21 protein-coding genes are annotated in these 25,634 nt (G+C 42.6%); 6 read left to right on the forward strand and 15 right to left on the reverse strand.

What is annotated here, in order from left to right:
* Positions 1–20 precede the first annotated feature (20 nt).
* The 9 genes from eno to ACR63T_RS09735 all read right to left on the reverse strand — a co-directional run bounded on the left by eno (position 21) and on the right by ACR63T_RS09735 (position 12,661).
* Positions 21–1,337, reverse strand: a complete 1,317-nt coding sequence (gene eno, locus ACR63T_RS09695) for a phosphopyruvate hydratase (protein WP_201569768.1) — start codon at positions 1,335–1,337, stop codon at positions 21–23.
* 225 nt (positions 1,338–1,562) lie between these two features.
* Positions 1,563–3,884, reverse strand: a complete 2,322-nt coding sequence (locus ACR63T_RS09700) for a heavy metal translocating P-type ATPase (RefSeq protein WP_472783851.1) — start codon at positions 3,882–3,884, stop codon at positions 1,563–1,565.
* A gap of 166 nt (positions 3,885–4,050) precedes the next feature.
* Entirely contained in the window at positions 4,051–4,275 is a 225-nt protein-coding gene (locus ACR63T_RS09705) for a heavy-metal-associated domain-containing protein (protein ID WP_201569772.1), read from the reverse strand.
* A gap of 126 nt (positions 4,276–4,401) precedes the next feature.
* Positions 4,402–4,653, reverse strand: coding sequence for a hypothetical protein (locus ACR63T_RS09710; RefSeq protein WP_201569773.1), 252 nt, complete (start codon positions 4,651–4,653; stop codon positions 4,402–4,404).
* A 70-nt stretch (positions 4,654–4,723) separates the two neighbouring features.
* Positions 4,724–5,602 (reverse strand): 3-deoxy-8-phosphooctulonate synthase, encoded by an 879-nt coding sequence (kdsA, locus tag ACR63T_RS09715; RefSeq protein WP_201569774.1) that lies wholly within the window; start codon positions 5,600–5,602, stop codon positions 4,724–4,726.
* A gap of 211 nt (positions 5,603–5,813) precedes the next feature.
* Positions 5,814–7,448: a CTP synthase gene (locus ACR63T_RS09720; protein WP_305898630.1), complete on the reverse strand. Its 1,635-nt coding sequence runs from the start codon at positions 7,446–7,448 to the stop codon at positions 5,814–5,816.
* 224 nt (positions 7,449–7,672) lie between these two features.
* Positions 7,673–8,716 (reverse strand): porin, encoded by a 1,044-nt coding sequence (locus ACR63T_RS09725; RefSeq protein ID WP_472783852.1) that lies wholly within the window; start codon positions 8,714–8,716, stop codon positions 7,673–7,675.
* A gap of 195 nt (positions 8,717–8,911) precedes the next feature.
* Positions 8,912–9,946: a porin gene (locus ACR63T_RS09730; RefSeq protein ID WP_472783853.1), complete on the reverse strand. Its 1,035-nt coding sequence runs from the start codon at positions 9,944–9,946 to the stop codon at positions 8,912–8,914.
* Between the two features lie 516 nt (positions 9,947–10,462).
* Complete coding sequence (locus ACR63T_RS09735; protein ID WP_305898633.1) at positions 10,463–12,661, reverse strand: malate synthase G; 2,199 nt, start codon at positions 12,659–12,661, stop codon at positions 10,463–10,465.
* Between the two features lie 433 nt (positions 12,662–13,094).
* Here ACR63T_RS09735 and ACR63T_RS09740 point away from each other — a divergent pair, with 433 nt between their 5' ends.
* On the forward strand, positions 13,095–13,871 hold the full coding sequence (locus ACR63T_RS09740) for a MiaE family protein (RefSeq protein WP_472783854.1): 777 nt from the start codon (positions 13,095–13,097) through the stop codon (positions 13,869–13,871).
* Between the two features lie 121 nt (positions 13,872–13,992).
* Here ACR63T_RS09740 and ACR63T_RS09745 read toward each other — a convergent pair whose 3' ends face one another.
* The 6 genes from ACR63T_RS09745 to mtgA all read right to left on the reverse strand — a co-directional run bounded on the left by ACR63T_RS09745 (position 13,993) and on the right by mtgA (position 18,868).
* Positions 13,993–14,205 carry a hypothetical protein gene (locus tag ACR63T_RS09745; RefSeq protein WP_305898635.1) on the reverse strand — a complete coding sequence of 71 codons (213 nt, stop codon included), beginning with the start codon at positions 14,203–14,205 and terminating at the stop codon, positions 13,993–13,995.
* A 66-nt stretch (positions 14,206–14,271) separates the two neighbouring features.
* The gene (locus ACR63T_RS09750) at positions 14,272–14,916 is read right to left on the reverse strand and encodes a hypothetical protein (RefSeq protein ID WP_227680240.1); all 645 of its coding nucleotides are present in this window, start codon (positions 14,914–14,916) and stop codon (positions 14,272–14,274) included.
* A 72-nt stretch (positions 14,917–14,988) separates the two neighbouring features.
* A complete protein-coding gene (locus ACR63T_RS09755; protein ID WP_201569781.1) occupies positions 14,989–15,285 on the reverse strand; it encodes a hypothetical protein in 297 nt (98 codons plus the stop codon).
* 59 nt (positions 15,286–15,344) lie between these two features.
* The gene (locus ACR63T_RS09760) at positions 15,345–15,524 is read right to left on the reverse strand and encodes a hypothetical protein (RefSeq protein ID WP_201569782.1); all 180 of its coding nucleotides are present in this window, start codon (positions 15,522–15,524) and stop codon (positions 15,345–15,347) included.
* Positions 15,525–15,781: 257 nt separating this feature from the next.
* The gene (gene ppk1, locus ACR63T_RS09765; protein ID WP_472783855.1) at positions 15,782–18,079 is read right to left on the reverse strand and encodes a polyphosphate kinase 1; all 2,298 of its coding nucleotides are present in this window, start codon (positions 18,077–18,079) and stop codon (positions 15,782–15,784) included.
* Between the two features lie 111 nt (positions 18,080–18,190).
* The gene (mtgA, locus tag ACR63T_RS09770) at positions 18,191–18,868 is read right to left on the reverse strand and encodes a monofunctional biosynthetic peptidoglycan transglycosylase (RefSeq protein ID WP_201569784.1); all 678 of its coding nucleotides are present in this window, start codon (positions 18,866–18,868) and stop codon (positions 18,191–18,193) included.
* A 157-nt stretch (positions 18,869–19,025) separates the two neighbouring features.
* Between mtgA and ACR63T_RS09775 the strand changes: the two genes are divergently transcribed.
* The 5 genes from ACR63T_RS09775 to ACR63T_RS09795 all read left to right on the forward strand — a co-directional run bounded on the left by ACR63T_RS09775 (position 19,026) and on the right by ACR63T_RS09795 (position 25,627).
* Entirely contained in the window at positions 19,026–19,337 is a 312-nt protein-coding gene (locus tag ACR63T_RS09775; protein WP_201569785.1) for a glutaredoxin family protein, read from the forward strand.
* 240 nt (positions 19,338–19,577) lie between these two features.
* The gene (locus ACR63T_RS09780; RefSeq protein WP_318281933.1) at positions 19,578–21,053 is read left to right on the forward strand and encodes an FAD-linked oxidase C-terminal domain-containing protein; all 1,476 of its coding nucleotides are present in this window, start codon (positions 19,578–19,580) and stop codon (positions 21,051–21,053) included.
* The gene (gene glcE / locus ACR63T_RS09785) at positions 21,050–22,126 is read left to right on the forward strand and encodes a glycolate oxidase subunit GlcE (protein ID WP_472783856.1); all 1,077 of its coding nucleotides are present in this window, start codon (positions 21,050–21,052) and stop codon (positions 22,124–22,126) included. The genes ACR63T_RS09780 and glcE overlap by 4 nt, the downstream gene beginning before the upstream one ends.
* A 23-nt stretch (positions 22,127–22,149) precedes the next feature.
* Positions 22,150–23,373 carry a glycolate oxidase subunit GlcF gene (gene glcF, locus ACR63T_RS09790; RefSeq protein WP_472783857.1) on the forward strand — a complete coding sequence of 408 codons (1,224 nt, stop codon included), beginning with the start codon at positions 22,150–22,152 and terminating at the stop codon, positions 23,371–23,373.
* A 481-nt stretch (positions 23,374–23,854) separates the two neighbouring features.
* The gene (locus ACR63T_RS09795) at positions 23,855–25,627 is read left to right on the forward strand and encodes an L-lactate permease (RefSeq protein ID WP_472785266.1); all 1,773 of its coding nucleotides are present in this window, start codon (positions 23,855–23,857) and stop codon (positions 25,625–25,627) included.
* Positions 25,628–25,634 lie beyond the last annotated feature (7 nt).

Genomic DNA, 25,634 nt, shown 5'->3' on the forward strand with positions numbered 1-25,634 from the left:
ACCAGATCTTTCCTTACTCGTTAACCACGCAGACCGATAAACTCATCCGCACCGCGATAGCTGGCGCGTACTTGTTGCTCGATACGCAATAGCTGATTGTACTTTGCGACCCGATCTGAGCGGCATAATGAGCCTGTCTTAATTTGTCCAGCGGCAGTACCGACAGCTAAATCAGCAATAGTGCTATCTTCCGTCTCGCCTGAGCGGTGCGAGATAATAGTCGCATAGCCGTTATTTTTGGCTAAATAGATAGCATCCAAGGTCTCTGACAACGTACCGATTTGATTGAATTTAATCAAAATAGCATTAGCAATATGCTTGTCTATGCCTTCTTGCAAGATAGCAGGATTGGTCACAAATAAGTCATCACCGACGAGCTGCACTTTATCACCGATTTGCTCAGTCAAATACTTCCAGCCGTCCCAATCTGACTCATCAAGACCATCTTCGATAGAGATGATAGGATATTGACGAGCAAGGCCAACAAGATAGTCAGAGAAGCCTTGACTATCAAAGCTCTTATTGCCCTCGCCCGCTAAGATATATTTGCCGTCTTTATAAAACTCACTAGCGGCGCAATCAAGGGCTAAATGAATATCCTTGCCAGCTTTGTAACCGACTTGCTCAATGGCTTGCATGATAACCGTAATCGCTTCTTCGTTGCTACGCAGGTTGGGTGCAAAGCCACCTTCATCACCAACAGAGATACTTAATCCTTGTGATTTGAGTACTGACTTTAGACTATGGAAAATCTCAGTACCCGCACGTAACGCCTCTGAAAAGCTAGTAAAGCCAACCGGCTCAATCATAAACTCTTGGATATCAACCGTGTTATCCGCATGCTCGCCACCGTTTAAGATATTCATCATCGGTACAGGCATCGTCAGTGACGTCTGATTGCGCAGATTAGCAATATACTGATGCAGAGGCAGGTTTTGCGATTTTGCAGCCGCTTTAGCAGTCGCTAGTGACACCGCTAGCATCGCATTAGCACCTAAACTATCTTTATTATCTGTGCCATCGAGCTTGATCATAGCGTCATCAATTTGCTGCTGCTCAGTCACATCTCTATCCATGAGCGCGCTACGGATCTGACTGTTGACATTAGCAACGGCTTTTTTGACCCCTTTGCCCATGTAGCGAGCTTGGTCGCCATCGCGTAGCTCTAAGGCTTCACGCGAGCCTGTTGAAGCACCACTTGGCGCAGCGGCGCGGCCTAATGTGCCATCCGCTAAGATGACGTCAGCTTCGATGGTTGGATTACCGCGCGAATCTAGAATCTCACGAGCACGAATGTCTTTAATTGCGGTGACGTTGTTAGTTTCTTCAGCATACATAATGTGGATTAATTCCTTTGGTCATGCCAAGTTTGTGGGATAAAAAGAGGAAGATTAAAACTAAAATGATTATAAAATAAGCTTATAGCTTTACCCTTTTATAGTAGCTATTACTGACATCAAAAGTATCGATGCTAGCGGGTATAAAAAACGAGCTATAGTGCTTGGCATCATAGCATAATTTTGCTTAAGAATGACTATCAACTATGACACTTTTGCTAAGCCTTACTTTTCTATTACAGGATCAGATACCGTATTATTTAATTCTACATCTGTTTTAAATCGCGTTAGACGCAGGGCGTTCATCAATACAGAAATAGAGCTCAGCGCCATAGCAGCGGCGGCTATCATCGGGTTTAAAAAGCCAAAGGCTGCTAATGGTATGCCCAAACAGTTATAAATAAAGGCGAAGAACAAGTTTTGTTTGATATTGCGTACCGTGGCTTGCGCAATTTTTTGAGCCGCATCGATATGCATCAGCGACTCACCCATCAGACGTGCTGAGGCACTGTGCTGTGCTACATCCGTTCCTTCAAACATCGCAAAGCTGGCATCAGCGGTTGCCATAGCTGGTGCGTCATTAACCCCATCTCCTGCCATCGCCACTTTGTGTCCTGCAGTCTGCAGCTTGGCGATGGCACTGGCTTTATCTCGGGGACTCATTCTGCCATAAGCGGCTTCGATGTTTAATTGAGCCGCAACATGATCAACGACCGACTGCTTATCGCCACTCATTAAGATTACAGTAGTACCTGCTGCTTGTAGAGCACTGATCGCCTGCGGAGTATCGCTTTTTAGATCGTCCGCTAGAGCAAATGCACCCAACGGCTCATCATTGATACTGACTGCTACCGTGCTAGCAATTTGCCATACTTTTGGCATCATTTTAGGTAAATTTAAATTGGCAAATTCAGCGGTACCGACTTTTACCACGCCAAGGCCTTCAATAGTAGCTTGAATGCCTGCGCCTTTGATCACACTGATATCAGTGACATTCAGTAAAGGCAATCCGTGCTCATGAGCGGCATTAATTAGTGCCGTAGCTAACGGATGGCTAGCATGTGCCTCAACACTGGCGGCGATTTGTAGTACGTCATTAGCGGCTAGAGATTTATCGACCATGACTTGATCTACGATAGTCGGTTTACCGATGGTTAGCGTTCCTGTCTTGTCTAGTACTACCGTATCGATATCGCCTGCCGCCTCCAGACTTTGCGCGTCTTTAAACCAAACCCCGTGACGCGCCGCCACGCCCATACCCGCCATAATTGCCGCTGGTGTAGCCAGACCTAAGGCGCAAGGACAGGCAATAACTAATACTGAAACTGCGTGCATCAAAGCGGTATCGACCATGCCAGTCAACCACCAAGTGATGCTGAAGGTTAATAGTGCAATAGCGACGACCACAGGTACAAAAATAGCAGTGACTTTATCAGCCAAACGCGCCAGCTTGGCTTTTGAGCCTTGAGCATCGCTCAGCGCTTGTACCATATCACCAAGCTTGGTATCACTACCCTTAGCAGCGACGCGATATAATAGACTACCGTTTTCCACCAGAGCTCCTGCCAATAAAGTATCACCCGCTACTTTTTTGAGTGGTACGGACTCACCTGTTAAGTGACTCTCATCAGACCAGCCACTACCCTCGATAACTATACCATCGGTTGCGACCCGACTGCCTTGCTTGGCACGCAAAATATCGTCTATCTGTACCTGTTGTAGCGCAACGTTAATAAACTCACCGTTAGGTTGCTGCTGCTCGACTTCATCTGGGGTCAACGATAATAATAAATCGATACTGTTCAGGCTATGCTTTTTGGTGCGCTCTTCTAGATACTTACCCGTACGCACAAAGGCTATGACCATAACCCCTGCTTCAAAATAAACCTCAGGGCCATGGTTAGCCATGCCTTGCATCATAGCGTCTGCACTACTATCACCATGAGTGAGCCAGATATAAGTCGAATAAGCCCAAATGGTCACGGTACCCATGACCACCAATACGTCCATATTAGCAAGGCCACCTTTGATAGACGCCCACGCACTACTATAAAACGGTAGTGCTAGACCAAACTGTACAATAGTCGCGAGTACGAACTGTATCCAAACTGGTGGCATCCATGCCATGCCAAAACCCGTTAGCATGCCTGCCATACCGACTAAAAACGGTAGCAGACAGATCCAAAGTCCAATCAAGCGCCAAGGCCACTTAGTTGCTGTATCTTCATCCGTTTGAGCAAATAGACTATCCCCTGCCTGCAAATTAGCGACAAAGCCAGTCTTATCGACCCACTCCTTGATTTGCTCTGGACTGGCCTGATTTGGATCATAATCAACATTGGCAGTCTCACCTGCAAAGTTGACGCTCACTTCATAGATAGAGGGCTTTTTATTCAACACTTTCTCTATTCGCGAGGCACAGGCTTGACATGACATACCATCAATTGCCAGTTGCAGATGCGCGCGCTGCGGCGACAGCTGATCCTGCTGCTCAATACCAGTTTCAACATCATAAGAATGATCGGTTGCACGATTAGAAGTAGTCATAGGTGAAACTCGTTATTTATTATATAAAAGAATATATTAATATATATCTTAGATGGCTGTCATTGACATTAATTCAAGAGACAAGTATTTACTAAAATTTATCTGCTAAAAAACCAGCCATGACAGCTGGTTTTATCTTATTGATTTGACAAATCAACAATTTATATTAAGTATTAGCAACGCTAGCATCAAAGCCTGCCTCATCAATAGCGGCAGCAATTTTTTCAGCGCTGGTTTTACTGTCATCAAAAGTGACGGTCGCTTGATTATTTGCAAGCTCAATACTGATATTATCTAATCCATCGATATCAGCTGTCGCGGTATGTACACTGGCAACACAGCCACCACAGGTCATGCCTTCAATATTAATAATTTGTGTTTGATTGGCCATTGTGGGCTCCTTATGATCATTGGTTTAGTCAATAGTTAAAAGTCTAAGTTTTCTCGTTTTTTAAGAGGTTCGTTTTATCAGATATTGTCTCTGTGAATGTATAACGCGCCCTAATGATTATATGCATTAATCATAGCGTGGGTTTTGTGGCGCATCGATAGGAAACGGCTGGGTAACATAATCCACCATGCTAATCGCGGCGGTAAAAGCGTGGATACTCGTATCGGTATCGTCATAGCGAATTAGCGCGATATTAGTAGCAGCGTCAAGATCAATCGCTTTAACGCCAGTAATATTTTTGAGAGCGACCATCACGCTATCTAAACCTTCAGCATCATCGATATTTTCGATACTAACTTGAGCCACTTTAATCGCCATGATCCTATCCTTTTATGGTTACCTGATAAATCTCTAAGTTAGCAAGTATATAAGTTCTTAGCTATTTAAATTATTGCGTATCTAAAACCTCAAAGCCTTTTACTAGCTCATCAAGTTGCTTTAATTGCTGTAAAAACGGCTCTAACTGGCTCATACGTAGTGCGCAAGGGCCATCACACTTTGCAGTCTCAGGACTCGGATGCGCCTCTAAAAACAGCCCTGCAAGACCCGTTGCCATACCAGCGCGCGCAAGGGTGGTAATCTGCTCACGACGACCTCCAGCGCTATCGCTACGGCCACCTGGCTGCTGCAGACTATGCGTCACATCAAAGAATACAGGTACATCCATCTGCTTCATGGTATCAAAGCCGAGCATATCGACCACTAGATTATTATAACCAAAGCTACTTCCGCGCTCGCACAAGATAAGCTTATCATTGCCTGCTTCAAGGCACTTATTCATAATATGGCGCATCTCGTGCGGCGCTAAAAACTGTGCTTTTTTGATGTTAATAATTGCGCCTGTTTTGGCCATCGCCTCTACCAAATCTGTCTGACGGGATAAGAACGCAGGCAGTTGAATGATATCAGCAACTTCAGCAACAGGCTGTGCTTGATAGGGCTCATGGACATCGGTAATAATTGGCACGCCGTATTTTTCTTTGATTTGACCCAGCCAATCAATGCCTTTATCCAACCCAGGGCCACGAAATGAGGTCAGGCTTGAACGATTGGCTTTATCAAAACTGGCTTTGAACACATAGTCGATCTGTAGGCGCTCACAAATATCGATATACTGTTCAGCAATCTCAAAAGCCAGCTCCTTAGACTCCAGAACGTTCATCCCGCCAAATAACACAAAGGGCTGATCGTTACCAATAGTGATAGCACTATCGCCACTAGGAGTACTAAGCTGAATATGTGATTGTGCGGTTAATAAATTATCCATAAAAGTGATCCTGTTTATTGTTATTAGTGATTATTAGTTATTAGTCATTGTAGCTTATTCAATGCCTATAGCTATTGTAACGGATAGCATGATTAAAAAAAGGGGGTAGACGTAACTTTACGATAAACCATAACGTAAAAAAGACCGATCCGTAGATCAGTCTTTTTATTATTACTTAGCTTTGCTGAACTCTAAATCTGTTGCTTAAGCCTTACTTAGCAGCGCTATAATTTTTAGCCGCTTTTACAAAGCTGTTAAATAACGGATGACCACCACGTGGTGAGCTAGTGAATTCTGGGTGGAACTGCACCCCGATAAACCAAGGATGCTCGGCGATCTCAACCGACTCGACCAAATGCTGCTTGGCAGAATAACCAGAGATAGTCATACCCGCTTGCTCTAATGGCTCGATATAACGATTATTCATCTCATAACGATGGCGATGACGCTCAGTGATGTTGGTTGCGCCGTAGATCTGGCTCAGCTTACTACCAGCCACTAATTCTGCTTGCTGAGCGCCAAGACGCATCGTACCACCAAGGTCTGAATCATCAGAACGTATCTGCAACTCGCCGCGCTCATCTAACCACTCAGTAATCAGGCCAATAATAGGCTCAGCGGTCTTACGATCAAACTCAGAGGAGTTGGCATTGATGTTAAGCACATTACGCGCATATTCAATAACAGCCAATTGCATCCCTAGGCAGATACCTAGATACGGAACATTATTCTCGCGAGCATAAGTAATCGCTTTAATCTTACCTAGCGTACCGCGCTCACCAAAGCCGCCTGGTACTAAGATCGCATCGGCTTGCTGCAATCGCGCTAACAAGCTGTCATCATCCTCTAAATGCTCAGCATCGATATAATCGATAGTGACATCCGCTTTATGAGTGATACCCGCATGCAATAATGCTTCGTTGATAGACTTATAAGCGTCAGGCAACTCAACGTACTTACCGACCATAGCGACCGTAACCGTCGATTCAGGGTTAAGCTGAGCATCAACGACTTTATCCCAATCGCTCAAATCCGCCTCTGGCAAATCAAGACCAAAGCGCTCACAAATCAAATCGTCTAAGTCTTGCTCGTAGAGAGTGCGTGGAATTTGATAAATGCTCTTGGCATCCTCACACATGATGACTGCGCGCTCTTCGACATTAGTAAATAGTGAAATCTTACGACGGTTATCTAATGAGATTTTATGCTCAGAGCGACAGATTAAGATATCAGGTTGCAAGCCAATAGAGCGCAGCTCTTTGACAGAATGCTGAGTCGGCTTAGTTTTAGTCTCGCCAGCACTGGCGATGTAAGGAACCAGTGTCAAATGCATCAGCATGGCTTTATTGCGACCAAGCTCCACTTGCATCTGACGCACCGCCTCCATAAAGGGTAAAGATTCGATATCACCAACCGTACCACCAATCTCGATAATGGCCACATCATAGCCCTCACCACTGGCTAAAATTTTGCTTTTAATCTCATCCGTAATATGTGGGATAACTTGTACGGTACCGCCTAAATACTCACCACGACGCTCTTTGTTCAAGACGTTTTGATAAATACGGCCACTGGTAAAGTTATTGCTTTTACTCATCTTAGAGTGACGTAAAAAACGCTCGTAATAACCCAAGTCCAAATCGGTCTCAGCACCATCGGCCGTCACAAACACTTCACCATGCTGAAAAGGACTCATGGTGCCTGGATCGACGTTAATATACGGATCCATTTTGGTCATTGTGACATTGACGCCACGCGCTTCTAATATGGCAGCTAAGGAGGCTGCGGTAATACCTTTTCCTAGCGAGGACACTACCCCACCGGTCACAAATATAAACTTGGTCATAGCACTCTGTCAGTAATTGGTAAAGAAGGATTTTACTAAAAATACGCCATAAAATATAGAGCAAAACTCAAACTGGGCTAAATAGTTCAGGTTTAGTCACTGATAACGGTAATAAACTTGTCAATAAGCTATGCCCAGCTTAGCTGTAGACTCATTATAAATCAATAAGTCAAAAACTCACCTCGAAGGATGAGTTTTTGACTTAACCTTTGATGAGCATAATACTAAAACAAGTATTCTAACCCGCCACCGATAGCCATGACATCAGCATCAGTACCATTAAGGTCAGCTGAGTTATAGCCTGCGTAACCATGAGCAATGATATTGTCTTTGTAAGCGTATTTAGCACCTACTACCAGCTGATCTGAATCAAAATCTGTCATACCGCCAATATTTTTAGTAGTGTCATACTGCACGTAAGCAACGGTTGGATGATTGAAATTATCCAAATTCATCTGCGCACTTACTGCTAATCCTTTTTCTTTATCAAGACCTTGGTAGTCAGCCTGTTGGTATAAAACGCCCAAAGTAACAGGATAGCTAGTATAAGCATCAAGATTGACAGTTCCGCTACCACGCAATATATCACCATCAATACTCATGTCTTGATCATAAGCGATACCTACCGTCACGCCTAAGTCTGCATCAAACAACATTGAGGCGCCAAACCCGCTACTCTTATCATTATCAAAGCTCTCATCAGCGCCGTATTGCAGGGCTAGCTCTAATGGCAAGCTCTCATATTTGGGAGCAATCCAGACAATCGAATTATTAATACGATCACCATCTGTAAGGGTCAAAGCATTGGTGATCGAATCATCTTCATTGACGCCGCTGGCACCGATATTATCCCAGTAGCCTTCATTGACGCTGACATTATTGACATAGTCAGTAACGGAATAGTTACGGCCAAAACGAAACTCACCATACTTTTTATTGAGTAGACCTAGATAGGTGTCTCGACTTGTAAAAGCTGGCTCATTACTTTCATTACCATCAACAGCGATGCCGTACTCTAACTGATAGATCACATCAGTATTGATCGTTACTGCTTCAGATCCTCTAAAGCCGATACGTGACGTTGTTGAGTTGATCTGAACAGAGTCGCTGCTAGAGTCTGCACGACTATTAGCGACATTATTATCATAATCTAAATCAATATCGACATAATCAACAGTAACGAAAGCTTTGCCATATATTGTTGGTGCTGCTTGCACAGTAGCTATAGATGCTGCTGCAATGGCTGAGGCCAAAAATAATTTTTTCATAGATAGTCTCCCTAGTATAGTTTTGTGATAAAGACACTAACATTTGTTATTGCTTAGCATAAGCACATCATACAATTGCAAAAGTTAGCATCTAAATTTAGTACTAGATATTGAATTATTATATAAGACTTATACAAAAAAACTCACCTTGAGAGGTGAGTTTTTTATTTTGAATCTTAAATTCTAAAATCTAAATTAGAATTTATATTCTAGACCACCACCTGCTGCGAATAGATCATAATCTTCAGCACCCAATTCGGCTGAGTTTTGACCAACATAGGCATGAGCAATCATGTTGCTTCTGAACTGATACTCACCACCAACAACGATCTGGTCAGAATCAAAGCCATCAACACCTAGTACATCAGAGGTATTGTTGTATTGAACATATACAGCAGCTGGCTTAGCAAAGTTGTTTAGACCCATCTTCGCGCTAAGAACCATACCTTTTTCTTTTTCGTCGCCTCTAGCTGCAGCACCACTATCAAAGTCAGCGACTTGGTATAGTGCGCCTACAGTCACAGGATAAGCAATGAACTTGCTCATATCGACAGTAGCCGTACCACGGATAAGATCACCGTCTAAGTTAACATCGTTATCATAAGCAAGACCGAAAGTGATACCAGTACCAGCGTCAAACATCGCTGCTGCTGCAAAACCTGCATCGCTGTTAGTAGCACCATTTAGTGACTCATCAGCTTTATACATAAGCGCGACATCTAATGGTAGGCCATTGTACTTAGGCGCTTTCCAAACTACTGAGTTATTACGGCGACCGCTATCAGTCATATTAACGCCAGTCTCTTCTGACTCAAGACGGTTTGAACCTAAGTTATCCCAGTAACCACTACCAGAGGTGATAACGTTGTTGACATAGTCAAGAACTGAGGTGTTACGACCAAAACGGAATTCACCGTATTTGTCGTTATTTAGACCTAGGTAAGTATCACGGCTAGAAAAACCACTTGTCTCACCATCAACGCTGATACCTACTTCATACTGATAGATAACATCAGTATTAGCGCTCAATGCTTCAGCACCTTTAAAACCAAGACGTGAAGAATATGAGTTAATTTGTACTGAGTCTTCATCTGTATCAACAAGTCCGATCTCATTGTCTACATTAACATAGTCCATACCAACGAATGCTTTACCATAAATAGTCGGTGCGGCATTAGCTGCAGATACAGATAGAGCAGCAATGGCTGTAGCTAAAAGTAGTTTTTTCATGGGTATATCTCCACTTCACAATTTTAGTAATGAGCGCGCTATTATTAGCTGTTACTCACAATGGTATCGTCACAAATCCTCAAAGATATAATGTGTAACTGGCTACCGAGATTAGTCAGAAACAAGTATGGCAGAGGTTTATTACGGTAAGATGAAAAAACTAACCTTTACATAAACTGAATCAGAAACATTTAAGTCAATGTAATCAATATGTAAAATTTGGTATTAATCATTGTATCGCGTAACATCCGTTACCAAACTCATACTTCAGCTACAAGCATAACAACTTTGACATAATTTGCAATATATTTTTTGGTATTTATTATCATAAATAGCTTAGAGTCACTGCTAGTATTACTATCAACAAAAATCGCTATCCACAAAAACATCTCTACCTTATTAAAAAGATAGAGATGCAGTTTATCTAAACAACTAATTTAGTAATACAAACTAGTTATTAGCATTATTTATAGATTTTTGCCATAAATAGATGACCTAATTCATAGGTTGTCCTGTTTATAGACTACCTTTGAGCTCACGACGAGCATGGTGTAGCAGTGGCTCGGTATAGCCGCTTGGCTGTGTACGACCTTTGAATACTAAGTCGCAAGCCGCTTTGAAAGCGATAGAGCTCTCAAAATCTGGTGCCATAGGCTGATATTCAGGATCATCAGCATTTTGACCATCGACAACTTTTGCCATACGCTTCATGACTTCCATAACCTGCTCTTCGCTGACAATATTATGATGCAGCCAGTTGGCTATATGCTGACTTGAGATACGCAAAGTGGCGCGATCCTCCATTAAGCCAACATCATTGATATCTGGCACTTTTGAACAACCAACGCCTTGATTGACCCAACGCACAACATACCCTAAGATACCTTGTGCATTGTTCTCAACCTCTTGTTGCTTCTCTTCATCGCTCCAGTTACCGTCTGTCGTCAAGGGAATCGTCAAAATATCATCGACATTGGCGCGACTACGAGACTTGAGCTTGTCTTGGACATCTTTTACGTTCACTTGATGGTAGTGCATGGCGTGTAGCGTTGCCCCTGTTGGTGAGGGTACCCAAGCAGTACTAGCACCAGCTTGAGGATGCGCAGCTTTAGTATCCATCATTTCCTGCATTTCATCTGGTTTTGCCCACATACCTTTACCAATTTGAGCTCGACCTTGTAGACCGACTTCTAAACCAACATCGACGTTCCACTGCTCATAAGCGGGTTGCCATGCTTGTGACTTCATATCTCCTTTACGAACAAATGCCCCTGCATTCATGCTCGTGTGCATCTCATCACCAGTACGGTCCAAAAAGCCTGTATTAATGAAAATGACGCGATCTTTAGCTTGGCGAATGGCTTCTTTTAGGTTGACCGTCATGCGACGTTCTTCATCCATAATGCCAATTTTGATAGTATTGCGCTCAAGACCTAATAAGTCCTCTGATGCATTGAACAAATCATTAGCCATTTTGACTTCATCAGGACCATGCATTTTTGGCTTGACGATATACATAGAGCCTTTACGTGAATTTGATAGCGCACTCTTACCTTTGAGGTCATTGAGGCTCAATAACGGCGTTACTAGAGCATCCATCATGCCTTCAAATATCTCCTCAGAGCCATTACCCAAGTCGACTAAGATAGCTGGATTCTGCATCAAATGACCGACATTACGGATGAGTAATAGTGAACGACCAGGAAGAATCAACTCACTACCATCTGGAGCAGTATAAGTACGATCTGGGTTTTGCTTACGCGTACGAGTCTTGCCACCTTTTTCAAAGGTTTCTTGCAAGTCACCATTCATAAGACCAAACCAGTTGCGATAAACTTCAACTTTCTCCTCGGCGTCGACTGCTGCGATAGAGTCTTCGCAATCTTGAATGGCAGTAATGGCTGATTCGAGTAGGACGTCTTTGATACCAGCAGCATCGTCTTTGCCAATTGGGCTATTACTATCTATTTGAATCTCGGCATGCAAGTTATTATTTTTCAGCAATATGCCAGTTGGCTGACTCGCTTCACCAACGTAACCTGCAAATTTACTAGGATCTGCTAATTCAATGTGATTATCACCTTGGATAACCTCAAGCTTACCTTCTACTACTTTAAAGCCTGTAACGTCGTTGTATGAGCCTGACGCTAACGCGAAGTGCTCGTCTAAAAACTGCTTAGCGTAAGCGACTACTGCTGAACCGCGAGTCGGATTGTAACCGCCTTTAGCTTCTTGACCGTTTTCACTGCCAATCACATTAGTACCATACAGTGCATCGTACAGACTTCCCCAACGCGCATTGGTTGCATTTAAGGCGTAGCGAGCGTTGCGGACAGGTACGACTAACTGCGGACCTGCAATATGTGCAATTTCGTCATCGACGTTTTCAGTTGAGACTTGGAAAGCCTCGCCCTCAGGTAGCAAATAACCAATATCTTGCAAAAACTGCTTGTACGCCTCAAAATCAATTTTGCCGTTTTCAGTAGGGTTGTCCAGATGCCATTGATCAATCTGCTCCTGCATCTCGTCACGCGTCGCTAATAATGCTTTGTTACGTGGGGTGAACTCCTTGACGATCTTCTCAAAACCTGACCAATAGCTTTCTGAATCCATACCAACTTTTGGAAGTACCTCGTTTTCGATAAAGTCATACAGTTGTTGATCGATTGCAAGAATACCCTTTTGGATACGATTGTTTTGAGAAGTCTGGCTCATAGTGGTGTCCTTATCTATACATGAGAAGTATTAATAGTAATTTATAGCGCTAACGGTACAAACTTACCATTATCAAGAGCAATTATTGGTAACAATAATTAAGTAGTAATCAAACGATTATCAATAGTAAGACAATATTGCACAAAAGCAAAATGCATCCTACTATCAAATAAAGAAATAAACAATAAATAGGTATTCACTAGATAAATAGTGAAGTTTTATAAATTTTATAATTGAGAGTGCGTATACCTTTGATTCTATAGTAGCAGATCAATGAGCAAGTGACTTGGGCGTCTAGATAAACTGTAAGTAATCATTACGGTTTGCTGTTATCTGCACTTCACTTATACTTTGAAAAACTAACAGACCTTAGTCAAGGCTGATATAATTAATATAAATCACCTTTACCTTGTTAATAAAGCTTGGCCAAATTATGACTCAGAACCACGTTACAGCCGCAAAAATGTTAACTGATGATCTGCAATTACAGTCCATTGCTAAGACATCCATCGATAAAACGTCTGTCGATAAAATATCTATAAATAAAGCTCCTGATAAATCTTTTGACGATAGCGTTGACATTACTCAACTGCGCACACCGCTAAAAGTAGATCTGTCTGATATTTATGCGTTTTTGGGGTGCCGTACTAGCCAGTCTTGGGTAGAGCAAGCCCTAGCTAACTTACCACTGATCATTCAAGATCATGCAAATTGTGAAAAAAAGGCAGCAGGTACCGCAATGAACCTTATGTTTCGCTACGAGTTTGCCTATGACTTACAGTGCAAGCTTGCGCAATTGGTGCGTGAAGAGATGCTGCACTATGAGCAAGTGCTAGGGATTATGGCGGATCGCGGGCAGGAGTGGCAGTATTTGAGTGCGGGACGCTATGCCAAAGGTATGCTCAAACATAAACGCACCTTTGAGCCTGCGGCAATGGTAGATGTATTAATAATAGGGGCATTTATTGAGGCTCGCTCTTGTGAGCGTTTTGCTGCCTTAGCTGAGGTCATAGATGACGCGCGCTTAGAAAAATATTACCGGTATTTATTAAAGTCTGAGAGTCGTCATTTCAAGGACTATCTGGCACTAGCTCAGTCTTTATCTGAAGACAATATCGATGAGCGTGTGATCTTATTTAAAGAAGTAGAAAGTGAGCTGATATCGAGTCGTGATGATGAGTTACGTTTCCATAGTGGCACGCCAGCTTAAAACGCGTCAACTTTAGTCTTTGACGGCATAAAAAAAGCAATGAGTAAAAACCGATAAAAGCTCTACTCATTGCTTCTTTGTATCAATCACAAACCAATTGCAATTCGTTACTTACGCTGCGTTATTTGTCACGGGTCGCGTCGGTATCATACTGCTTATTATGCTTAGCAATATTATGCGGATCATGATCTTCGGTAACACGTTCGGCCGCTGCTGGGTTGACTTTCTGTAGGGCATCATCTGGGACAATACCTTTGTTATCATTAGCATCCCTTAACTTATAGCTCTCATCTGTCGTATTTAACTCTTTATCTTGGTCATCAGGGGTAGTCATAGCTTATCCTTACAAAAATTTGTTAGTCATAATCTTAGAGCCGTTGCTACTGATAGCAAGTACATATTAATCTTTTTGATCAGGATTCAAAATACGGGTTTGCGCATTATCGACACTGGCGTAGCGATTCATATTATTGATACCTTCGCTTTTAGGTGCTTCGCTACCGACTGTCTCATCATTAATGCCTTCATCAAACGCTGTACTGCCTTGTTGATCGCGACGATCAGGCTGACGTGCTGGGTTGTCGCCATCATTAACATGCTTGGTATCTAGCACTTCATCTTCAAAAGTATCTGTATAGTTGGTAACAGAGGTTTCAGATTCTAGTTCATCATGATTATAAGCAGGCATAGGCTTCTTGACCGCCTCGTTATGATTAATGACATCTCGCTGGGCCAGCTCTTCATCTACAACTGTCTTCTCTAATGGATCTTCATGAACAACGCTCTCACCAGCTATCTGTCTTTGAGTGCTTCTATTAGCCATACTAGCATCAATAGGATCATCTAAGTTTTTAAAATCATCAATCAAACTTGAGCCTATTACTGTCTCTTGCAACGTTTGCGTGCCCTTTCTTTCTTCTTCCGCATGAGCAGCAGATTTGTGAGTATGGTCATGATGTTCAGAGGTAGTATCAGTAATAATCTCTGCTATGGTGTCATGACTACTGATTGGCGTTTTGGTTAATGCAGGATCTTTGGTTTCCATTTTATTATCCTTAATAAGCTACAAATATTTAGTGGACGAGCAGTTAAAACAGTTAAGAACATAACGCTCTTTTTATATTTTATTACCATCTTGGCTCAAATCATGAGCGTTAAGATCAGCGACGTTTTTGCCACCTGCTGGTAAATCCTCACTTTTACGAGGGTCAGCATATACTTCGTCAGTCTCTTGGGAAGCCTGCTGAGGACCGTCAATTTCAGGATCGTGCTTACGACCTTCATAGCTGTCTTTTGGGTTTTCTGGCGTATTGGGAATAGGATTATTTACTGGTACTACCGCTTCATCATTAGGCTGCTCGTTATCTACAATAACTTTTTCACTACTACTGGTTATATTAGAATTAACTGTCATGGGTCATCCCTCTCATAATCATATCGGTTTATATTTGTCATTATTTATAAGTAGTAAGCCTACTTATCAGTACGTTGTTGCTCATCTATAAAAGGAGTCTTTTCTGCATCAGTCAAGTCTTCTGGTTTGTTCGCTGCTTTATCCTGCTGTAAGTTTTTATCGATCTGTTTAGCATCTACTTTTTTGATAGCTTCATTGATCTCTGATTTGACGTCTTGGTTATTGTTTGAGCTACTCATAAGGTCTCCTACACATAGTTGAGGGACATAATTTAGGTCGATGTCAATCATCGCTGTTTCACTAAGTATAGATAATTGCAAGATAAGCATACTAGTGTGCTGCGGTTTCAATGTGTGTATATATGTGAGCTAAAACCAACGTTTGTAACGGGTTATTTTTGACAAAAAAAACTAAGCACAGAATATATCTATGCTTAGCTGGCTGTTATCTATCTAATCTTATGCTACTTTTTAAGTATTGGCTTGTAAACGAGGTACTAGGACTCACCTACTCTGTTAATAGTTTTAAGTAAATAGTCTTGAGCGATGTGAGGCGTTTCATCGGCTTTTGGTTGCAACTGCTGCCAATTCCCTGCGCTATCCAAGGTCCATGCTTGCACATTGTCTTGTAGATAGTTTTGCAGCCCATCTTCAAAAATTTGCTTAAATATTTTTTTATCTTTTATAGGAAAGGCGACCTCTACTCGGTGAAATAGATTGCGATCCATCCAGTCGGCACTAGCACAGTACATACGCTCATTACCATTATTATGGAAATAATAAACTCGCGTATGCTCCAAAAAGCGACCAACGATAGAGCGTACCGTAATATTCTCAGACAGGCCTGCTACTTGCGGACGCAAACAACACATAGAGCGCAATATTAGTTCAATCTTTACCCCAGCTTGTGAGGCATCGTAGAGCTTGTCGATCAGACGACGCTCTGTCAAGGCATTGGCTTTGATAATAATATGTGCCCGCTTGCCCGCTTTGGCATAAGTGATTTCGTCATCGATAAACTGAATAAGCTGATCATGCAAGGTAAAAGGGGCATGAAGCAACTGTTTCAAGTTAGCAGGCTTACCCATACCCGTCAGCTCTTGAAATATATTATGCACATCCTCTGAGATATTAGGGTCAGCGGTAAATAATCCATAATCAGTATAGACTTTGGCATTGGCTGCATGATAGTTACCTGTGCCTAAATGCACATAACGGCGAATCTTGTCATCTTCACGACGGACGATAAGAATCAGCTTAGCGTGAGTCTTATAGCCAACGATGCCATAAACCACTACTGCCCCTGCTTCTTGCAAAAAGTTGGCTACTGCAATATTTGAAGCCTCATCAAAACGGGCTCGCAGCTCAATAACTGCGGTCACCTCTTTACCGTTACGCGCGGCTGCGGCCAGCGCTTGTACAATTTCAGAGTTGGTACCAGAGCGATACAAAGTCTGCTTGATGGCTAATACTTTGGGATCATTGGCAGCTTGCCAAAGCAGATTGACCACAGGCGAGAATGAATAAAAAGGATGATGAACTAGGACATCGCCTTTACGCATCGCACCAAACATACTAGTGCTGCGATCTAATTTATCAAACTCACGGCGAAAGGGCTTGGGCAGTATTTGAGTAAAAGGCTGATAGCGTAAGTTTGGAATATTGAAGTCAAAAAGCAGTCGCGTTAAGTTGACAGGACCATTGACGCGGTAAAGCTGATTGTCATGCAGCTCAAACTGATTCAGCAGATAATCACTGATAGGCGTTGGACAGTCCGTTGTCACCTCAAGTCGAACTTTATCACCAAAGCGACGGTTTTCAAGCTCACCCTCAAGCGCCTTGGCGATATCATCCACATCATCCGCTAAGTCAAGATCAGCATTACGAGTCAGTCTGAACTGATGACAGCCCGTAACATTCATCCCAGGGAATAGATCACCGATATGCTCATGGATCACCGCTGAGAGCATAACATGATGCTCTTTACCGCCCGTCAACTCATCTGGCAGGCGAATGACGCGGGGCAAGCTACGCGGGGCTGGCACGATTGCCAAATTAATATCGCGACCAAAGGCATCTTTGCCCTCTAAACTTGCGATAAAGTTTAAGCTTTTATTGACTAGACGAGGAAAAGGGTGCGCAGGATCAATACTGATCGGTGTCAGCACGGGTGAGACTTGCTCGATAAAATAACGCTTCATCCAAGCAGACTGCTTGGCATTTAGCTCATCGCGCTTTAGGTAGCGGATATCTTGCTTAGCCAATGCTGGCAGTATATCTTCGTTCAAGATACGATACTGTTCTTCAATCGCTTGGTGCGCAATCGTTGAGATTTCGTTCAAAGTCTCGCTTGGGCGCATACCATGGGGACTATGAGGCGCATCACCCAGATTAAGCTTTTGCATCAAGCCTGCGACACGAATCTCAAAAAACTCATCCAAATTAGATGAGAAAATTATTAAGAAAAACAAGCGCTCAAGCAGCGGATGTAACGGACTAGCGGCTTGGGATAAGACCCGCATGTGAAACTGTAAAAGAGATAAGTCACGATTGATATAACTGCTTGATGAATAACTGCCATCATCGAAGCGATGCCAGTTAATTTGGGTGATATTATTTTTTGTGGTATTCGAGGATTTAGTTGCTGTTGACACGGGTGTACTCTTTATAAGTTTGGTTTCAGGGGCGGCTGGGTTTTTACTTGCGCTAGTCGCTAATTTTGCGTGAGCAACTGATGTATCGTCAACACTTGGATTCGTTTTTATTGTTTTATCAGCATCATTACTTTGGGTCATGACCTAAGCTCCTCTTTATTAGGGTCTGTTGAGTCAGTTGATTGAGGTAATTATTGTATTTCTAGCTGTATTCCTAAACGCTACCATTAACCAATTAGCCGGCCAAGCCACTTATGGCAAAGCGGCATTTTTTAGGCGTTTTTTAATAATGCGTTGCTTGTTACGCAAGCGCTTGTCATTACGATTATCTTGATAATATTTTGGATTAGTTAAAGAGGCAATAAGCAGCGCTGACTCATCACGGTTGAGATCATTGGCTGATTTGTCAAAATAGTGCTGGGCAGCGGCTTCAACACCATAAATGCCATTGCCAAATTCAGCCACGTTAAGATAAGCGGTCAAGATACGTGGCTTATCCCAAAACGTTTCTATCATAAGAGTGATAACGGCCTCTTCACCTTTACGCACATAAGAGCGATGCGAGGTTAAAAATAGATTCTTAGCCAACTGTTGAGTAATCGTTGAGCCGCCAGCTGACATCTTACCCGTTGCTTCATTCTTTTTTTGCGCCGCTTTTATACCATCAAAATCAAAACCACCATGCTGACTAAAGGTTGAGTCTTCACTGACGATAGCGGCTTGTTTGGCTGACTTGGCAATCTGATCGTACTCAACCCAAGTCTGGGTGACATCGCCACCGGTCAGCCTATGAGTGAGCATAAACATACTATTATTGATAGGTTGAGACTTCCATAATAATAGTAGTCCTGCTACTAACACATGAAAAGCCACTATCAGTATAAGGACTGCCCATAATAGCCGTTTGATGAATCCGCCAAAACTTGTCATGTATCAGGTGTCCGATTGATGAATGGTGCTAAGTAGTAGGATATATTACCCAATCTCGCTATCGCTGTCACGGCTGCTGTTATTATTTACCTGATTTGTTTATGATATAAAGCTGATTTTTTATACAGTAAAACTACTTTTAATATAAGTCACTACTATGAAAAACCTTGACCTTGCTAATAATATTCGAGTCCTGCGAGCTGACATTATTGCTGCTATACCTAACTTAGCTCAGCATCATGAGCAGTGGTGGTTATTGGGTACCTCTGGCTGTCATTTGTGTGATATCGCCACACAGCTAATGGCGCGCTTGCAAGCAGTGCAGCCTCTCTCTTATCAGACCATTGATATTATTGAGTTCGATGAAGATTTGATGATGCTATTTGCCACTAATATTCCTGTACTGTTAACTCAAACTCAGCGTTTAGATTATCCTTTTTCAGTATTGGATTTGCAGCAACTATTATAATTTTTCGATTTTTTTCTCTTTTGTTTAAATCATTCTGTCTTACTTAAGATAAATATTAAGCCTAACTTCTTGCTCACACAAAAGGTTACATTTCATTTTATTGATTATTGATATACATGATTGTTGCTAAATCTTTGATCTTTGTTATATCCTATCATTTACCTATTTGTTAACATAATGACTGGTATCTTGTTAACAAAATGACTAACATCAGTTCAGTGAGAAAAAAGGAGAGCTAAATTGGAGCACAACTCAAAAATAGATAGAGCAACGCTAGTTCAGATGTTCCGTGAATTTATTGAATCTGAATATGTCATTGATGATCAAGAAACCCAAAAGCCTTTTGAGTGTGATGGCTTATCAGTATATTGTGATATGCCCCTTATCGTAGCCATACCCGAAACTGTTGAACAAGTTTGTAAAGTGATGCAGATTTGCTATCGCTATCAGATTCCAGTAGTGGCGCGCGGCGCAGGCACAGGCCTTTGTGCAGGGGCAATGCCTAATCCTGATGGTGTGTTACTGGTCATGTCAAGGTTTAAGCACATTCTTAATATCGATCCGCTTGCTCGTAGTGCTCGTCTGCAACCTGGCGTTCGTAACCTTGCCATCAGTGAAGCCGCGAGCTTTTATGGTCTTTATTACGGTCCCGATCCCTCCTCACAAATTGCCTGCTCAATCGGTGGTAACGTCGCTGAAAACTCAGGTGGTGTTCATTGTCTAAAATATGGTTTAACCACTCACAATTTACTCAAAGTTGAAATGGTGACGGTTGAGGGCGATCTGATCAGCATCGGTAGTGAAGGACTTGACAGTAACGGGTTTGATCTAATGGCTCTCATTACGGGCTCTGAAGGTCTACTTGGCGTCATTACTGAGGTCACTGTTAAGCTACTGCCGAGTCCTGAAAAGGCACAAGTTATTATGGCAGCCTTTAGCGATGTTCAAGCAGCAGGGGATGCCGTTGGTGCTGTCATTGCCAAAGGCATCATACCCGCAGGGCTTGAGATGATGGATAGCCCTGCCATTATCGCAGCCGAAGCGTTTGCTCATGCTGGCTATCCAATAGATGCCCAAGCCGTGTTGCTCTGTGAACTAGATGGTAGCGAAGCTGAGGTTCAAGAGCAGATTGCAGAGGTCGAGCAGCTGTTTATTGAGCTTGGGGCAACTTCTACGCGCGTCTCGCAAAGCGAAGCAGAACGCGCGCTATTGTGGAAAGGTCGCAAGTCGGCGTTTCCAGCGGTAGGTCGCATCTCCCCCGATTATTACTGTATGGATGGCACTATTCCACGAGGTCAACTGGCTTATGTCTTGACCGAAATGCAAAAACTCTCTGAACACTATGGTCTAAAAGTTGCGAACGTATTCCATGCTGGTGACGGCAATCTACATCCGCTTATTTTATTTGATGCCAATGTACCAGGCGAGCTTGAAAAGACCGAAGAATTCGGTAGTAAAATTTTAGAGCTTTGCGTAGCAGTCGGCGGTTGTATCACAGGCGAGCATGGTGTCGGTGTCGAAAAGATTCGTCAAATGGCTGTTCAATTCAACGATCAAGAGCTGACACAGTTTCATGCCATCAAACACGCTTTTGATCCTATTGGCACCCTAAACCCAGGTAAAGGCATTCCGATACTCAAACGCTGTCAGGAGTACCGAAGTCTTGATGATATAAAATTTGAATCGGAAAACCAGTTAAAAGGAGATCTGGCATGACAGACATCAGTCAGATGCTAATTGAGCGAGTAAAGCAAGCTAATAAAGACGGCACTAAGCTACAAATTATCGGCGGTGGTAGTAAAGCTTTTATGGGTCGCACTCCTACGGGCGAGCCTATCAATCTGAGCGAACATCGTGGTATTACCAGCTATGAGCCCGTCGAATTGGTGCTTACGGCTCGAGCTGGAACACCATTAATTGATATTCACAAAGCACTAGCAGAGCATAATCAATGTTTAGCGTTTGAGCCGCCATTGTTTGACAACCAAGCCACCTTAGGCGGTACATTAGCCTGTCATTTATCAGGACCTGCGCGACCTTGGAGTGGTTCAATCAGAGATCATGTGCTGGGCGTGCGTTTGATCAATGGGCATGCAGAGGAGCTACGCTTTGGCGGTCAAGTCATGAAAAACGTCGCAGGTTATGATGTCTCAAGGATGCAAGCGGGTGCTATGGGCACGTTAGGTATTATCACTGAAGTCAGTCTCAAAGTTATGCCTAGACCTGCTGCTACTGCGACTATCAAGCAACCAATGCCTGCTGCTCAAGCTATTGAAACCATGAATCGTCTCTCTGCTCAATCCAAGCCATTAACAGGTGCTTGCTGGCTTGATAATCATCTTTATCTACGAGTAACAGGCGCACAAAGCGCTGTCGACAGTGCCGTTGATCAATGGCAAGGGAAGATCTTACAAGAAGCAGAGGTCTTAGCAGACAACAATGACTTTTGGCTAAATCTGCGTGAACAGCAATTGGATTACTTTTTGGGTTCAGAACCCTTGTGGCGATTCTCAGTCAATAGCAATGCCGACCATAGTCTGCCCAATGAAAACTGGCTTATCGACTGGGGCGGTGCTCAGCGTTGGCTCCGTGGCGACTTTTCTACAGTAGAGCTTGAAAGCATTGCTGAGCGTATGGGCGGTCAAGTGAGCTGTTACCGTGGTGGCAATAGAGCGCAGGAAGTGTTTCATACTCAGCCAACAGCGCTACGCCAGCTTCACAAAAGACTTAAGCTTGCTTTTGATGCCAATGAAGTTTTTAATCCTGGTCGCTTGTATAGCTGGATGTAAGTAAGCCTAATAAAAAGGAGCGCATGATGCGAACCAAAATCAATGTTAAATATTTAGATCATCAAGATATCCAAGAAGCAGATGCTATTTTGCGTAGCTGTGTTCACTGCGGATTTTGTAATGCTACATGCCCCACTTATCAAGAATTAGGTGATGAACGTGATGGGCCTCGCGGTCGTATTTATTTGATAAAGCAAATGCTTGAAACTGGCTCAATTAGTGAAAAAACACAACTACATTTAGACCGTTGTCTGACTTGTCGTAGCTGCGAGACCACTTGCCCTTCTGGCGTAAAATATGGTCGTTTAGCTGAAATTGGCCGCGATATTATGGAGACTGAAGTAGCAAGGCCTGCTGATCAAAAACTAACGCGCTGGCTACTTAGACAGATACTTCCTTACTCAAATCGATTTGGATTTCTGCTACGACTAGGGCAGCTGTTTCGCACGTTTTTACCACGCGACTTAAAAGCTAAAGTTCCTGTCAAGCAAGTTAAGCTTTCTATGCCTGCGCCGCAGCCACAGTCACACTTACGCCGTATGCTGGTATTAGAGGGCTGCGCGCAACCTTCAGCGACCCCTAATACCAACATTGCAGCCACTCGCGTATTGGATAAACTTGGCATTAGCTTGTTTTCCGCTCCTAAAGCGGGATGCTGTGGTGCTGTCAGCTATCACATGACAGCTCACGAAGAAGGACTGGGCTTTATGCGGCGAAATATCGACGCCTGGTGGCCAGATATTGAATCAGGCATTGAGGCCATTGTCATTAATGCTTCAGGATGTGGCTCTATGGTTAAAGAGTATGGTGAAAAACTAAGTCACGATACTGTTTATGCAGCGAAAGCCAAGCGGGTCAGTGAATTAACTTGCGATCTAAGTGAGATATTGATCAAAGAGGATTTAAGCAAGTTAGGATTAAAAAAATCAGAACATAAGACAGCGGTTCATTGCCCCTGCTCTTTACAACATGCCCAACAGTTAGGCGGTCATGTCGAGCAGATTTTACAACAAGCAGGTATTGAGCTTTCTCGTACACAAAACGGACACTTATGCTGCGGTTCAGCGGGTACTTACTCTATCCTGCAACCTGAATTGAGTCAGAAACTGCTGTCTAATAAATTGACCGACCTTACCGTGGGCAATCCTGATCAGATCGTCACTGCAAATATTGGTTGCCAGCTTCACTTAGAAAGCCGATCTACAATCCCCGTTAAGCACTGGATTGAATTATTAGATGTGTCATAACATTAAATAGGGATCAGTTGTGATAATTATGAGCTAAAAGTTAGATATGTAGATAGACTCATATAAGTAAAATTATATTCGGTTAACGGGATACTGGTAAAAAACTCTTATTAAGTAAAAATCAACTATTAATATCCTTCAAATATAGCACTGGCATAGCTTTCAGAATATTTAATTTGTATTCTTTAGCTAAATACCTATTATATATTTTACCAATATGCTAAAAGATAGTTTACTAAAATCTTATATTTTTCTAGGATTTGTAAATAAATTTTGCTACATTGAATAGGAATATTAAGTACAAAAGTAAAAGACCTCATTTGATCTTTTAAATGAGCCTCACTCTCTGTAGTCACTATTATTTACCTTAATAAGCTACAGATTTTTTATTTCAAAAAAAACGAATAAACATATGTTTTGATTACATTTTTTGATAATGCTCAAACCATAATTTTAATTATCTTTAACAAGGATGTTGATGATGTATACCCTTCTGGCCTTAGCGCCAATTATTGTGGTTCTAGTTTTACTAGTGATCATGCGTCTACCAGCCAAAATATCTATGGGCGTTGCCTATCTCGTGACCGCGCTTCTGGCATTGTTTGTTTGGCAAGCCAGCGGTGCTCAAGTTGCCGCTGCTACTGTAAACGGTGTCATTGTCGCCCTCACGCTGTTGTTTATTGTATTCGCCGCTATTTTATTGCTGAATACTTTAAAGGAGGGTGGCGCTATTGTCGCTATCCGTAAAGGCTTTATGGACATCTCACCTGATAGGCGCATTCAAGTCATTATTGTGGCTTGGTTATTCTGCTCGATGGTAGAAGGCTCATCAGGATTTGGTACGCCTTCTGCTATCGGTGCACCGTTGTTGCTCGCTTTAGGTTTCCCAGCGATGGCGTCAGTTATGGCTGTATTAATTATTCAATCGACACCCGTATCATTTGGTGCTGTTGGGACGCCGGTATTACTAGGTGTTTGGACTGGTATTAATGATAAGCAAGATATAGCACAAGCGATTGCGCCACTCTCGCCTGAGAATTATCTACTGCAAATTACAGGTAATATCGGCCTGATACATGCGTTAGTAGGTTTTTTAATTCCGTTACTTTTAAGTGGGTTTTTGACCCGATTCTTTGGTACAAATCGTTCTTTCGTTGAAGGGCTCAAAGTATGGCCTTTCGCTATATTTGCTGGTCTCAGCTTTACCATTCCTTATTTTTTAGTGGCCAAGTATCTAGGTCCTGAATTCCCGTCATTGGTTGGCGGTTTTATTGGTCTTATGATTGTGCTTCCTGCAGCAAAGCGTGGCTTTTTAATGCCTAAAAACACTTTCGATTTTGCGCCACGCGCTAAATGGGATAAAGACTGGCTCGGCTCGTTACCTGAAGAAAAGTTTGATGACTCTATTGCACCAAGATTTTCTTTAGTTAGAGCGTTTTCTCCTTATCTTATCGTTATTGGCTTATTGATCATCACGCGAGTCATTGCACCGCTTAAAGCATTTTTGACAGGTAGCTTGACTACTGTAGAGTTTACCAATTTGTTTGGTACGACCATATCTAGTAAAATACAACTTGCCTACTCTCCAGGTACTATTCTTATTATTGCCTCTTTAATATGTATTTTGTTATTTAAAATGAATGGTCAAGCGGTAAAACGTAGTTGGAGCAACTCAGCAAAAACGATGGTAGCTGCTGCTCCAGCTTTGCTATTTTCGGTACCTATGGTACAAGTATTCATTAACTCTGGCTCAGCTGCTGATGTTGTGAATTCGCTACCTGCTATGCCTATATTATTGGCTGAGAGCGCTGCTGGTGCCTTTCAAAATGGATGGCCAATTGTGTCTCCATGGATTGGCGCAATGGGTGCGTTCATTGCAGGTTCTAATACCGTCAGTAATATGATGTTCTCTTACTTTCAGTGGTCAACAGCTAGTCAAATTGGTTTCGATACTAATCTTGCAGCACAAGTAGTCGCACTACAAGCAGTAGGCGGAGCCGCTGGTAATATGATTGCGGTCCATAACGTCGTTGCTGCATGTGCGGTGGTTGGACTGATGGATAAAGAAGGCTATGTTATTCGCAAAACCTTAGTAGCAATGACCTACTATGTTATTCAGGCAGGATTGATCGGCATGGGTATCATTTTTGGCAATCTATTATGGTGGATCTTAGCAGTTATTTGGCCAATCGCTTTTTTTGGAATCATGGCAATAACCAGCAAAAAAGCTACTGCTTCAGTAACGGATAGTTAGATTTATA

This window comes from Psychrobacter sp. M17(2026) (assembly GCF_055699815.1).